This window comes from Paenibacillus sp. S25, from assembly GCF_019454085.1.
GTDB classification, from domain to species: domain Bacteria; phylum Bacillota; class Bacilli; order Paenibacillales; family Paenibacillaceae; genus Paenibacillus; species Paenibacillus polymyxa_B.
The window spans coordinates 4,328,223-4,342,205 of sequence record NZ_CP073683.1; the positions used below are offsets into that span (position 1 = coordinate 4,328,223).

Sequence of the window (13,983 nt, forward strand, 5' to 3'; positions counted from 1 at the left end):
AAATGGGTAATGATAGCGCTTTCCTTTTTCTATTCTATCGCATCGTTCGTCTTTTGGCGTATTTTCAGTAGAGATTAATCAAAATGGGCAAGAATGCTATGAAATAGAAAGAACGTAGGGTAAACGGAAAAATGACTCCCGACAATGCAGGAGCCATCTACTGACCAGTTACACCGAAGCTTCTTTCAAATCACCCAAACTAAGGTACCGTTCAGGCTCCGAAGCTTGTATATGAAATGGGTATCCTATTGGAGCGCAGCCAAAATGCGGTCGCACAGCTCCATCGTTTTCACGTTATCCCGTCCACTTGAATCAGGCGTCCGTCCTTCTTGGCAGCAGTTCATGAAATGTGCGATTTCACCAACAAAACCGCGCAAGTACAAATCACGGTATCCGCCCGACATCGCGGAGGCTGACGGTGTCAGAACCGTATCGTTTTCCGCAAGGGATTTCCAAGGAAGCTCTGTATGACTCTCCGACTTGTGAATGATCAGTGTATTCACCTCATCCGCGTTCGCAAAACCATGATCAAAGGTTACCGTAAACCCTTCACTCTCGCGTGTCCATGCTGTCATACCTGCGAAGTATAGGCTACCCACTACACCATTTTCAAATTTCAGGGCAATCGTATGGGAAATACACTCGCCGTTATCGTTAGCAAATCCGGTAACCTGCGCCACTTCCCCGAACAAATAACGTACCAGATCGACCATATGAACCGCCGCCAGCTTCATGAAATCTTCGCCGGTTTTACAAAACAGGGTACTGTCCACGAGAAATTTTGCCTGAAATGAGCGTGTGGCTCCAAGTGATCCACCCTCAATCAATTCTTTTAATTTTATGTATACAGGTGCGTAACGCTTCATGAAACCGACCATCAGTACGACACCCGCTGCTTCTGCCGCATCTGCAATTCGGGCCGCTTCCTCAGCATTCCAGCCCAGTGGCTTGTCTACAAAAACATGTTTTCCGGCCCTAATGCAGTCCAGTACGAGCGAAGGATGATCTGCCGCTTGTGCAATCACGACAACTCCATCACAGTCTTCCTGCTCCAGCATAGCCTTGTAATTGTCATAAGGTGTGCCGCTGCTTCCAAACCGCTGAAGTGCTGTCTTCGATCTGCTTAGATCTCTAGTCGCAATCGCCTGAATTTCAGCACCTGCCCCAATGACAGCAGGATATATATTCGTTGAAGCGTGAAAGCCCGCCCCGATAAAACACAGCCTCGCCTTGCTCATGTTAGTCCCTCCCATGTACACACTAAAATAATCCGATCCCATCGTACCATATTGCTGAAGTATATATACAGTGGCATAAAGATAAAGGACATGATTCTTAAGGAGAACAAGATAAAAAACCTTAACAAAGATAATCCCTTATCCTTGTTAAGGCTCTGTCTGTATCACCAGCAACAATCCTTAAAAATACATTCAATTACAGGGTTCAGACATTATCTTATCTTGTGGATAACGAAGCCCATTTTTGCTCCAGCCACTGATCAAATTCAGCACCCTTGTCGCCTTCATAGATGTCATAAATATCGACTCTCATCTTGTGCAGCTTCTCGCGAAAATCGTTATAGGTATGGTCGGCTGGCAAGCTTTTTTTAATCCGCACCAGAATCTTCGTCAGGCCCTTAACAAGCTCACCCTCTTTGCGCACAGGTGGCTGTACATTCTCGCCCCATTCCTGAAGTCTGCGGTAAGCGGCTTCCTGAACGGCATATACCGTATCATTATTCAAACGGTGTGTCAGCAAGTCAATCGTCTGCTGGTTCTTCCATGCACCCAGATCATTTACCGCGGCTAGGCGTGTTTTCCAATCGGAGGTTCGGTTTGCAGCTACTTTAAGCTGCTCATATACTTCTGCAAATTCTTGCTGAGTTTCGTTGTTTTCCAAAATAATCTCATCCTTTTCTAAAAATCACTATATTACTGTTCATCACGATTGCCGTTTGTTAAATATAACATACTTGCAGGTCTTCTTCTAAAAAAAGATAAAAAGAAATGTATCGGACATGACATGGCCAGAAGGCGTTCATTCGCCTCTGTTGTCTGCCGCTGAAAAGCATCGTGAATTCCTCCAGATATCTGGGTAGATAAACCGTATTTTGAAAGGGGAATTTACAGAAAATCTGCACGTGCTGGTGTAAATGCATCTAACAGAATACCGCCATCCTCCAGTGGGATACAGCCATGAAGAGTATCGGATGGAAAATGGATGCTGTCTCCTTCTTTGACAGTCTGCACTTCCTTTGTTTCGCCATTATCGATCATGAACTTAAAGCTTCCCTTTATTACATAAGTGACTTGTTCATGGACATGCTTATGCAACAGAATCTCCCCTGTTTGGGCTTTAGCAAACATCACTTTGACATACATAAGCTGGTCACTGTGGGCCAACACTTTTCGGGTGGTATTACTGTCAACGATATCAATTTGAATATCTTGATCGTTAAAAAACATGGATAGTTCCTCCTCTTTTTAAGCACAAATGATTTAGACGCAAATGATTTAGATAAGTTATTTTGAAAAAATTCATAAATCGATTTAGTTTAAAACCAGCGAAAAATAAGCCAAAGTACTCCAGAAAGAGTAGTAAAGTCGGGATCGGCGAACGTTACCCCTTCGGCACCCAAAAAAGAAAAGAGCGGCAAGGTGAGAGCCGGCAGCAGACAGAGCAAGAATCCATTAAGACAACTGGAAATAACAGCTCCTCTGAAACCACCGCTGGAATTGCCAAATATCGCGGCTGCACCACCAGCGAGGAAACAGGCCATGATCCCTGGCACAATGACAGGCAATCCGATAAACGGGAAAAGAAAGACGCAGGCTACGCCTGTGAAGAAGCTAACCAAGAAGCCTACCAACGCGGAATTGGGTGATTTGTCGAACAGTACCAGAACATCCACACCAGGGATTGCTCCAGGTGCGAACACTTGGGAGAAACCTTTGAAAGCGGGTACAATTTCAGTTGTGAACAACTTAACACCTGCTTTTGCGATATACAAGCCGGCAGCAAAAATAGCTGACTGTTCGAGGATGAAGACGATATATTCTTTGCCATCCGATAATTTGCTGACATAATCAGAACCAGCAACCAGTCCAGATACCAGTAAAAGCACAAGCATCGTCAAGGTCGTTGCAACATTGGGGTCGCGCAAAAAACTGATGCGGTCATTAATTTTTACATTTTCGGTGTCATTTTCACGGTTGCCAAAAACTTTCCCTAAATAGGTACCTAGAATGTAAGAGGTCATGGAAGCATGAGCAATCGTATATTCATCCGATTTAATAATGTTTTTGCTGGCATTCCGGAGTAGGTAAGGAAACACCGCCATATAGCTCCCAATTACCAAAGAACCGACGATGATCGTAGTTAGCGAACTGAGACCCAGACCTTTCATAACGGCTGTAGCGGCAAAGCTCATAAACAAAATCAAGTGAAGAGACAAATAAATGTACTTGAACTTGGTCAGGCGTGCAAGCACGATGTTAAGGATCATGGAAAAGAGCAGAATGAGCGCAGCATCCGCCCCGATCTGATCAATGGTCAGTGCCATAATGGCTTCATTGCTTGGTACGACACCTTTAAGGTTGAACGCATAAGAAAAAATTTGGCTGAAGTTAGTGAGAACACCACCTAAAATTCCGCCGCCGACCTTGATCATGGTGAAACCCATAAAAGAAAGGGTAGTTCCCGTAATGATCTCTGATACTTTCTTCCTTTGGAATATAAGGCCGAGTAATGTCACAATCGCGATAATGATGGATGGCTCTCTGATAATGCTCATAAACATTTCCATAGTGATCTCCGACTTTCTTTTATTTATTTTCCATTCTTACTAAATCGATTTAGTAATACTCGAAAAAAATTTCCCTCTCGGGAATGTAAAAAGAAGCAGAATCATTTTTTGTGAATCAATTCACAACTTACTCCACACATTATTCGTTTAAGCTTCATTCCTCCCCTCTCTTCAATCGCAATCATCACTAAATTCAGGACATACATAAATGAAAGGGTATTCATGACTCGAATCATAAGATCATTATAGCTCTTTATTTTCTTTTTACAATAGAATTTATAAAAACGTTTTCAAAAAGATGAAAAGGACTTATTCAATCATTCAGTTCAGTTTTTGGACAGATTCTCTGTGGTTAATGACCGGATTCATTCGGATGATTTCTGACAGCTCCTCATGATCCTGTTCTTTTTGATCAATTTTCTCCAGCAGTAACCTCGCACTTCTTTTCCCCATTTCAAAACTCGGCTGGGAAACGGTTGTGATCGGCGGATTATAAAAAGATGCAAAGGATACATCATCTATGCCAATCAAGGAAAAGTCATTAGGTATGGTCAGATGATTATTTTTTGCATAAATCAGCACCTGCTCCAAAATCATATCATTAGTAGCAATGATTGCGGTGGGCGGATGCTCCATGTGGAATAGTTGTCCAATCAGATTAGGCATTTCATCCAACCTGCCGCTTTTGATATAGTTTTCATTCACTGATATGTCATGTTTGCCCAACGTATTTCGATAACCTGACAGCCGCTCACTTCGTGTAGTGATTGCTTTTTTGCCTAAGGGGAACGTGATAATCCCAATGTTGTTATGACCATGCTCAATGAGTGCTTCAACCGCAAGCTCGCTGGCCTTTTCATTATTCAACAGCACTGTGTCTACGCTGATTTCATCGATTTTTCGGTCCACAAACACGAAAGGATAGCCATTTTTGACAAGGGAAACATATAATTTCTTGTTCTCTTCCGTCGGGAAAATGATAAGTCCATCCACTTGCCGAGCAATCATCGACTGGACATACTTTTTCTCTTTGAGCGAATCATCATCGGTATTGCAGACAATGACCTGGACATTTTCAAGTTGGCATTCATCTTCAATGGCACGCACGACTTCTGTTGTAAATCTCGATAAAATGGTTGAAGAAATAACCCCCACAATAAAGGTCTTCTTCTGCTTGAGACTACGTGCCACCTCATTAGGTATATAACTGAGATCCTCAATCGCTTGCTCGATCTTCTTCTTGGTGTTTTCACTCATATAGTTGTATCTCTTTTGCAGAAACTGCGAAACTGTACTCTTCGACACCCCAGCACGTTCTGCAACTTCCTTCATCGTTGTTACCATAATTACCCTCCTTTCCTTTTCTGCATGTCAGGTGTATTAATTTTCAAATATATATATTCTGCAACCTGTGTGTAAAGTGAATTTCACTTTATTATATACCTTCTTTTACAGCAGGAAAATATAATAAATGAGGAGTTAGAGCGTGCCCTCCAGCCCCTAAACAACCACTCCCACAAAAGCTGGATACTTAGCTTAACCATCCGTTGTTACGAATCTATTGAATTCGAACGAAATCTTAGAATTATACGAATTTTATGAACTTGTTTGATGGAAGATTTGAACATAAAATGATAATGTAATCGGTTGCAATTTCTTTTAAATAAAGGAGGAAGCAGAATTATGAAGAAAAAAGGACTGAAAAAAACATTTTTCGTCATTACCTCCCTCGTAATGGGCTTCACACTGTATGGCTATACTCCCGCTTCAGTAGATGCAGCCAGTGTGAAAGGATATTATCACACCCAAGGAAACAAGATTGTAGACGAATCCGGGAAAGAAGCGGCATTTAACGGCCTGAACTGGTTCGGTCTGGAAACTCCTAATTACACCTTGCATGGACTATGGAGCCGCTCAATGGACGACATGCTAGATCAGGTGAAGAAAGAAGGCTACAATCTGATTCGTCTGCCTTACAGCAATCAGTTATTCGATTCCAGTTCCCGTCCAGACAGTATTGATTACCACAAAAACCCTGATCTGGTCGGATTAACTCCGATTCAAATTATGGACAAGCTGATCGAAAAAGCTGGACAACGCGGTATTCAGATTATCCTTGACCGTCACCGTCCAGACTCAGGTGGGCAATCCGAGCTGTGGTACACATCCCAGTACCCTGAGTCTCGCTGGATTAGTGACTGGAAAATGTTAGCTGACCGTTATAAAAACAACCCCACCGTCATTGGTGCGGATTTGCACAACGAGCCACACGGGCAAGCAAGCTGGGGTACAGGCAATACCTCCACAGACTGGCGTCTGGCGGCACAACGTGCAGGGAATGCGATTCTGTCCGTGAATCCGAATTGGCTAATTCTCGTAGAAGGTGTAGACCACAATGTACAAGGCAACAATAGCCAATACTGGTGGGGTGGCAACCTGACAGGTGTAGCCAACTATCCTGTCGTTCTGGACGTACCGAACCGTGTCGTATATTCTCCTCATGATTACGGCCCTGGTGTGTCTTCGCAGCCATGGTTCAACGACTCGTCCTTCCCGTCCAACCTGCCAGCGATCTGGGATCAAACCTGGGGCTACATCAGCAAGCAAAACATAGCTCCGGTACTGGTCGGTGAATTCGGCGGTCGTAATGTTGATTTGTCTACTACTGAGGGTAAATGGCAAAATGCACTCGTAGACTATATTGGTGCCAACAACCTGTACTTTACGTACTGGTCCCTGAATCCGAATAGCGGCGACACAGGCGGTCTGCTACTGGATGACTGGGTTACCTGGAATCGTCCGAAGCAAGATATGCTGAGCCGGATTATGAAACCTGTTATTTTTGTAGCGGAACAAGCGAAAGCAACCGCCGAATAAGCCTGTCGCCTGCTCCGCGGTTATATGACAACGGCCCATCCTTTGGGCATTTGACACAGGACAGGCTGCCCATGTTTTTTGCTGATTATCGTGAATGAGTAACTACGTAGTATACTCATTGTAAAAGCCGCTTTCCCCCCTTCAGGATCAGGTCATGCCAGACCTATGGAGGGGGAAAAGCGGTTTTTTTAGGTAAACTTACACATACGTATAACAGATATTGATGATTGACAATGAGCTATTTACTAAATTATTATTACCTTTTAATGTATTTCATAATGAAGAGGTGGTGCTCAAAAAATGTTTGGAATCGTAAATTATGAAGTATTTTTGCTTACTGGAATCCTCCTAAATCTAATTCCTGGTGCAGACACAATGTATATAATTGGGAAAAGCATTGCGCAAGGGAGAAAAGCCGGTATGTATTCTGTTTTCGGTATCATTAGTGGTTCATTGATCCATACGTTGTTAGTTGCTTTTGGTTTATCAATTATACTTACAAAGTCAATTATCGTGTTCAACATGATTAAAATAATTGGAGTTATTTATTTAGTTTATCTAGGGGTTAGAATGCTATTAGATAAAACAAATGCAAGTTTTAGAGCATCTGAATCCAATAAACAACACAGCAATAGAAAAACATATCTACAAGGGATGTTGACCAGTCTTACGAATCCCAAGGTTTCTTTGTTTTTCATTGCCTTTCTTCCACAATTTATTGATACAAAGGCTTCTGGGCCCATTCCATTTATCATTTTAGGACTTACATTTTCGTTCACCGGATTGTTATGGTGCTTATTTATTGCCTATTTTTCCTCTTACATTACCCATAAAATAAAAGTCAACCAAAGGCTTAGCAGCTATTTAAACAAAATAACCGGGATAATCTTCATCGGATTAGGATTAAATCTTCTTCGAACAAAGGCTCCTCAATAAACCTGAATAATTGTTCTCAAATGTTCCACTAACAGGAACGTTTTTGAATTACAGTCTGTTTTTTATCCCCATGCATTATTGGGGCCCTGCCGGCCTAGCGATCGGATTTATTTTAATCGTTGCATCGATATTTACATAACGTTGATTGCAAACATGAGCTATTCCGAACACCACAATGCGAGCCAGTTGCTCCCATTGTGGTCTTTTTCCTTTTCGCAGGTCAATTATGATCAGATACCACCATGATTTACCTGTAGGTCAATGAATTTGGGGCAGGCAGTTGAAAACCTAGCTCATGTTTCGCCCCAGCTGCTCCACCTTGCTCAGCCAATCGTTGCGCTGCTGATCCGATAATTTATTCATGAGATCAATCGCAGTAGAATGCACCGGTTTGACACCACATAGATGCAGCGTGGAATCCTTCATCATCCGATGTCCAGGCTGTCCCTGGAAAAATCGGTAGTACCAATGCGGACCGTCCATCGTTGTAATGAGGCGGGCCGTTCTTCCTTTTAGAAGCTTGTCAGGCAGGGGTTTTCCTTTTTGATACTTAAACGCAAATCCCGGCATAAAGGTACGGTCAATGAATCCTTTCATTAATGCAGGCAAGCTGCCCCACCAGATCGGAAAGACAAAAACGAGATGTTCTGCCCATTTAATCGACTCCTGTGCTTGGATCAAATCAGGTTCCAGCGGTAATTTATTACGATATCCACCTAATAGATTTGGATTAAAGTCCAACGCGGATAGCTGCAACAAACGAACCTCCGCCCCTGCAGCCTTCGCTCCTTTTACATAGGATTGAGCCAGCGCTTCCCCATAACTGCCAGCGACCGGATTCCCTTGAATCACCAATATTTTTTTAGACATATAAACCACTTCCTACCTTCATATTATGATTTTAGTTAGAATACACTAACTTTATATTTAAAAAGAAAAGGTCACTACTGACCTTTACTTAATAAAGCAGTTAAACGTTGTTTGACCTCTGCTGCAAATGGAACCAACTGCTGTGGAAGTTCACCTTCCAGACTGGACACGGACAAGCGTGTAATGGCTCCAATGATGAGCACACCGGATAGCAGAGCATCCTGCTTCGGCAGTTCACCTTGTTGAATCCCCTGTTCGATGAATTCAGTCAACGCCTCCAGCGGCTGACGCACATTCTGGCTCTGGCTTGCTTCAACATACAGCTCATGATGCTGTGATAGTAGAAGCAAACCATACTGGTCCTCGTCATGCATATCCAGCACTTCATCCACCAGTTGATGGAAACGACTAACGAAGTTCCCACTCTGCTTGCGATAGAAGTCAATTAATGTGGTGTAGCTATTACAATACTGCCCGAATACTTCCAAGGCCATCGCATCTTTACTCTTAAAATGCTTATAAATCGCGGCATCCGTCACACCAGCAGCCTCTCCAATTTCTTTGACTGAAATCCCGTCAATTCCTTTGGTTGCAAATAAGCGCATTGCTGCCTGCAGAATATCTTTCTTTTTGCTGTCTACATGTGTTTTCTTATTCATAAGCTTATAGTAAGCGATAACTAACTAAAGTGCAAATTATATTTATGCAGGCTCATTCGGTCTTCATATCTCCATTTAAAATATATTGGATTCAACCTAAAATAACATGTTTTTATAAGCAAATGATCATGAACACCTTAAACAATACGTTTATCACCACATTTTATTCATATAAAATAGATATGTAACCGAATAAAAACGGGTGTTCTGAACCGTAAATAAAGAGGAGTGAACCCAATGAGCTTACTGTTTCAACCCCTTCAAATACACGATGTAGAGCTAAAAAACCGGATTATGATGTCTCCAATGGGTACCGTCTCAGCTGCTGAAGACGGAAAAGCAACCGATTGGCATACGCTGCATTATGGTGCTCGGGCGCTAGGATAGGTGGGACTAATTATGCTTGAGGTGCATGCAGTCACCCAGCAGGGAAAAGACTCAGGCAGTCTTGGCATATGGAGCGACGAGCACATTTCCCCGCTGCAAAAAGTCGTGCAAGCCATCCATGACCAAGGCTCCAAAGCCGGTCTTCAGCTTTGGCATGTCGGACGCAAAGGCTCGTTGCCCCAAGAAACAGCTATATCTGCCTCTGGGTTACCTCACCGCAAACAGTATCATCCACTGGATCGCACACTAAATTGGACAATTTCCACAATAATAGGTGTGCCGGAGAGAATTGCCTCTCCTTCGTTAAGGCGAATCGTCAGCGATGAAGGTGTTAGGCTATACAATGTGCTTTCTTGTATCATTCCATTAATGTATAGATTGGCATAACTGTTGCTTCCGACATTAAAACGCTGAAAGGCCCCCTGTACACCATCTACAGAAAATTGATCCGCCATAATCGTGATTGAAGATTCAATTGTAGCAGGTGCAAAATAAAAATACCGCTCAGCTATGGGTATAATTTCAATATTTGAAATGTCAGCTGCCGGACCGGTTGGGCCTGTTATACCTTGGGCTCCAGTAGGGCCCGCTATGCCCTGTGCTCCAGTAGGGCCAGGTGCACCTGTTGCACCTGAACTACCTTGGACTCCAGCCGGACCTGGCACTCCTGTCGCTCCCCGTGTTCCTGCTGGACCCTGTATTCCTGGTATTCCTTGGACTCCCGGTGTTCCCGCAGTTCCCGGCATGCCTTGGGCTCCTGCTAAACCTGGAATACCTTGTACCCCTGTCAAACCGGGAATGCCTTGTGCTCCTGCCGAACCCGGTGCAGCTCGCTTTCCCGTCTGGCTCATGCTCCTCCTCCGCTTGCTAGGAGTATTTCTACACTGCCGTTGCATGATTAGCTTTGGATGCTTTTTGGGATGGAACCCCGTTTTTGTTCTACCTTTGAATGAATAACTTGTTTTACACTTTTTACGTTTGTTGATCTTGTAATGTATGGTCCTCTTTCCTAGCCTCCTTAGTGATGAATCGCGTCTCCTCATACCAGCCGTATACACCTCCTTCTCACATGCTTATTTATGTAGTGTATGCACATCCTCCTTTAGGGTTTTAGGCATTTGTAACCCTCAGATTCCAAATATTCTCTTCTATCTATATTTGTAGCAAAATAGGGCCTTCCCCATTTACCCTATTATTAATAGAAAGGTTATTAAGCCGTTTCCGAATAGGTTGAAAAATCATTTATTGATTAAGAGCCAGCGAATGGCTCTTCCCCACAACGAAAGGAGGTGAGAACGATGCCTATCGTAAAACCCGTTTTTACAGCAGTGGCTACTGCTCCAGTGTCAACAGGTGGTGCTGTAACCACGACCGTAACCCCAACCACCACTCGTTTTTTCGCAACGATTACCGCCGGGATGATCGGAGCAACAGTAACAACCATTCCTGCTGCAAGCTTTGTAGATGACGCCAATGCTCCGGTTGTTAATTTACCGACATTAACGGCTAATGATACTTCTAGTTATTCTGTTAATGGACTTGTTCAGCAAAGCTCCTTATTCACCCTAAGCACAACAAGTCTGGTCATTGACTCCACTGATATTTCAGTAGGTGTTCCGGTTATTATCGAAATATCAAATTTTAGCGGCACAGCCTCTACCATCTCAACCCAACCTACCATCTCTGCTCCTACCATTACTATTACCAGTTGAGACGTTTCACATTTTAAGTCTGACGGATTGAACATTCAAGCCCGATGTACATTACCCCGTAAAAGCTAGAAAAGACCGATTCAGATGTCAATATCTGAATCGGTCTTTTAAGTTCAAGATGATTATATAATCGTTTTCAAATGACTGGATACTGTATGATTAAGGCAAAATAGCAAAGGAACGCACCGGAAATCCAGGGGAATCTTGAATGCTGGGAACGATATTATATATGACCGCGCCCGTCGGGGGCAGCTTGTCCAAATTCGTCAGCACCTCAACTTGATACCGATCCTGCTCCAATATGTAATATTCCCCTACCAGCTTGCCAGCTTTGCGATAAGCTACAGAGGAATCGGTATCTAGTGTTTCATGTCCAATGGCAGCCGCATTCCGTTCTTCTACCAAAAAGCGTAGCGCTTCCAGCGACCAGCCCGGACAGTGTGCATCTCCGGCGTCGTCCTTGTTTGAGAAGGCATCTGAATCAGGCCAACGGTTGCTCCAATCACTGCGAAAAGCTACAAAGGACTGATCAGCAATGCGTCCATGCTCTTTCTCAAAGTCCAAAATATCCGCAACCGTAAGTTCATAGTCAGAATTATCTGCAACGGCTGCTGAACGGTCTATGACAACTAGCGGCAAAACCAGCTCCTTCAACGAAAGCTCATGCAAGTACCGTTTGCCCTTCACAAAATGAACGGGTGCGTCAATATGAGTCCCATACTGACCGGGAAAGCAGTATTGTTTTACAAAAAAGCCATCATCGTGGGTAAACAGGGTATCCACCTGAACATTATCGAATACTGGAAAATGAGGGATTTCAGGATAAAAAGCGTGGGACAAATCCACCCACTCTTTTTGCTTCAACAACTTCAAGATATCTGCTAAATGCTCTGCCATGATGCCCATTCCTCCTCAGCTTTATTACAAGCCATTTTACCTGAGGATTCTTCAAAAATCTATAAATCGATCTGCTATTCTAATATATAGACAAAATCTATTTTGTGCGACCGTATGGACGAAGAAGCTACCCTCCCGTCTACGATGAAATGAGCGATTTCTTAACATTGGATATCCCTCCTTTTAGAATGAAATCGTTAACATTCTGATAAAAATACAAAATCAATTCCATATATTCATATATACATTTCCTATTCCGTGTGATTGTTAACGTTTTCATTATTACATATACGTCTTGATTGGAAAAAGAAGGGGTCTATTGAATTATATAAAAAATTCGACAAAAATTTTAGTATGTAACTTTTATTATATTAACAAATACTGGAACACAAAGTATGATAGAAAATGTAGAAACCACAGGAGCACCCGGGACTCCCTTCGTTCGTCTACTCCATTAATCCAATATACGGAGGTATTTTATGAAAAAGAGATTTTCACTCGGAATCGCGGCAGCTCTGCTGTTCACTACCCTGTCCCCTCTTGGTGCACCTGCTCATGCAGCCAGCGATATTGGTAAAGAAACGCTTGGCAGCAAAAACGGATGGGCAGCTTTTTCTACAGGCACAACGGGCGGAGCTGCAGCCTCTTCTTCCAATATTTTCACCGTAACGAATCGCAAGCAATTAGTTGATGCCTTAGGCAAAAGCAGCAACACAACACCTAAAATTATTTATGTCAAAGGCACGATCAATGCCAACGTCGATGACAATAATAAACCGTTAGGATTGAACGACTACAAGGACTCTAAATATGAGTTTGACGCCTACCTCAAAGCGTATGACCCGTCCACATGGGGTAAAAAGGCCCCGTCTGGCACATTGGAAAAGGCACGTGAGGCTTCACAAAAAAATCAGGCCAGTCGTGTCGTCATTGAAATTCCGTCCAATACTACGATTGTCGGTCTGGGAAGCGACGCGGTCATTAATGGCGCAAACTTCCAACTAAAAAAAGGGACAGACAACGTTATTATCCGTAATATCGAATTCCAGGATGCCTACGATTATTTTCCTCAATGGGACCCAACGGACGGCAGTACAGGCAATTGGAATTCGGAATATGACAGCATTACAGTTAACGGCGCCACACATGTATGGGTAGACCACAATACCTTCAATGATGGGTCTCACCCCGATAGCCAAAATGGCACCTTTTACGGCCAAGAATACCAGCATCATGATGGACTTCTCGATGTTATTAACCAAGGCGATCTCGTTACGGTTTCTTACAATCATTTTTACGATCATGATAAATCATCGATTATTGGCAACAGCGACAGTAAAACAGCAGATGAAGGGACTTTACGTGTAACCCTACACCACAATTATTATGAAAACACGGTACAACGCACACCACGCGTGCGGTATGGACAAGTCCATCTGTACAACAATTACTATACTGGTGATGTAAAACGCTCCGAATATCCTTCACTGTATATATGGGGCGCAGGCAAATCCTCCAAAATCTTCGCCGAAAACAATGTCATTGACGTTGCCGGTTTATCTGCAGCTAAAATCGTGACTGTCTTTGGAGGAACTGCCCTGTCAGATACGGGCACAATCCTGAATGGACAAGCTGTTAACGCAGGCTCCAGCGCGGGTCTTAGCTCCTCTGTAGGCTGGAAACCATCGCTGAACGATAAAATTTCCCCATCCGCCAGTGTGAAGGCAGAAGTCACTTCCCAAGCCGGTTCCGGTAAGCTGTAAACACTGCCCGCTAACACAAATAACCACAGGCGCATACAACCTGCGGTTTTACACCAAAAAGGCTGTTTCCTCCGTAG

General features: G+C 43.4%; 13 protein-coding genes and 1 pseudogene. 5 read left to right on the top strand and 9 right to left on the bottom strand.

Annotated elements, in window-relative coordinates; translation table 11 throughout:
• Nucleotides 1-245 precede the first annotated feature (245 nt).
• From KAI37_RS18915 to KAI37_RS18935, 5 genes are all read right to left on the bottom strand, one after another.
• Nucleotides 246-1,238, bottom strand: a complete 993-nt coding sequence (locus KAI37_RS18915; protein ID WP_220030019.1) for a Gfo/Idh/MocA family protein — start codon at nucleotides 1,236-1,238, stop codon at nucleotides 246-248.
• A 217-nt stretch (nucleotides 1,239-1,455) separates the two neighbouring features.
• Nucleotides 1,456-1,899 (bottom strand): HEAT repeat domain-containing protein, encoded by a 444-nt coding sequence (locus KAI37_RS18920; protein ID WP_013311410.1) that lies wholly within the window; start codon nucleotides 1,897-1,899, stop codon nucleotides 1,456-1,458.
• 224 nt (nucleotides 1,900-2,123) lie between these two features.
• Complete coding sequence (locus KAI37_RS18925) at nucleotides 2,124-2,465, bottom strand: cupin domain-containing protein (protein ID WP_023989787.1); 342 nt, start codon at nucleotides 2,463-2,465, stop codon at nucleotides 2,124-2,126.
• A gap of 89 nt (nucleotides 2,466-2,554) precedes the next feature.
• Entirely contained in the window at nucleotides 2,555-3,805 is a 1,251-nt protein-coding gene (locus KAI37_RS18930; protein ID WP_023989788.1) for a PTS ascorbate transporter subunit IIC, read from the bottom strand.
• 321 nt (nucleotides 3,806-4,126) lie between these two features.
• Entirely contained in the window at nucleotides 4,127-5,149 is a 1,023-nt protein-coding gene (locus KAI37_RS18935) for a substrate-binding domain-containing protein (protein ID WP_220030020.1), read from the bottom strand.
• Nucleotides 5,150-5,488: 339 nt separating this feature from the next.
• Here KAI37_RS18935 and KAI37_RS18940 point away from each other — a divergent pair, with 339 nt between their 5' ends.
• Nucleotides 5,489-6,682 (top strand): glycoside hydrolase family 5 protein, encoded by a 1,194-nt coding sequence (locus tag KAI37_RS18940; protein WP_220030021.1) that lies wholly within the window; start codon nucleotides 5,489-5,491, stop codon nucleotides 6,680-6,682.
• 300 nt (nucleotides 6,683-6,982) lie between these two features.
• Nucleotides 6,983-7,618, top strand: a complete 636-nt coding sequence (locus KAI37_RS18945) for a LysE family translocator (protein WP_076293893.1) — start codon at nucleotides 6,983-6,985, stop codon at nucleotides 7,616-7,618.
• A gap of 288 nt (nucleotides 7,619-7,906) precedes the next feature.
• On the opposite strand, the gene KAI37_RS18950 is transcribed toward KAI37_RS18945, so the two are convergent.
• Both KAI37_RS18950 and KAI37_RS18955 read right to left on the bottom strand, forming a co-directional pair.
• Nucleotides 7,907-8,488 (bottom strand): NAD(P)H-dependent oxidoreductase, encoded by a 582-nt coding sequence (locus KAI37_RS18950; protein ID WP_025723258.1) that lies wholly within the window; start codon nucleotides 8,486-8,488, stop codon nucleotides 7,907-7,909.
• A gap of 74 nt (nucleotides 8,489-8,562) precedes the next feature.
• Entirely contained in the window at nucleotides 8,563-9,147 is a 585-nt protein-coding gene (locus tag KAI37_RS18955; protein ID WP_071642327.1) for a TetR/AcrR family transcriptional regulator, read from the bottom strand.
• A gap of 237 nt (nucleotides 9,148-9,384) precedes the next feature.
• Here KAI37_RS18955 and KAI37_RS26715 point away from each other — a divergent pair.
• Nucleotides 9,385-9,705: pseudogene (locus tag KAI37_RS26715) on the top strand (oxidoreductase); the annotation flags it as partial.
• A gap of 56 nt (nucleotides 9,706-9,761) precedes the next feature.
• Here the strand turns inward: KAI37_RS26715 and KAI37_RS26645 are convergent.
• Nucleotides 9,762-10,385 carry a DUF4183 domain-containing protein gene (locus tag KAI37_RS26645; RefSeq protein ID WP_220030022.1) on the bottom strand — a complete coding sequence of 208 codons (624 nt, stop codon included), beginning with the start codon at nucleotides 10,383-10,385 and terminating at the stop codon, nucleotides 9,762-9,764.
• 447 nt (nucleotides 10,386-10,832) lie between these two features.
• Between KAI37_RS26645 and KAI37_RS18975 the strand changes: the two genes are divergently transcribed.
• Nucleotides 10,833-11,246 (top strand): DUF4183 domain-containing protein, encoded by a 414-nt coding sequence (locus tag KAI37_RS18975; RefSeq protein WP_071642331.1) that lies wholly within the window; start codon nucleotides 10,833-10,835, stop codon nucleotides 11,244-11,246.
• Nucleotides 11,247-11,405: 159 nt separating this feature from the next.
• Here KAI37_RS18975 and KAI37_RS18980 read toward each other — a convergent pair whose 3' ends face one another.
• Nucleotides 11,406-12,143: a cyclase family protein gene (locus KAI37_RS18980; protein ID WP_220030023.1), complete on the bottom strand. Its 738-nt coding sequence runs from the start codon at nucleotides 12,141-12,143 to the stop codon at nucleotides 11,406-11,408.
• 479 nt (nucleotides 12,144-12,622) lie between these two features.
• Here KAI37_RS18980 and KAI37_RS18985 point away from each other — a divergent pair, with 479 nt between their 5' ends.
• On the top strand, nucleotides 12,623-13,906 hold the full coding sequence (locus tag KAI37_RS18985) for a pectate lyase family protein (RefSeq protein WP_071642335.1): 1,284 nt from the start codon (nucleotides 12,623-12,625) through the stop codon (nucleotides 13,904-13,906).
• Nucleotides 13,907-13,983 lie beyond the last annotated feature (77 nt).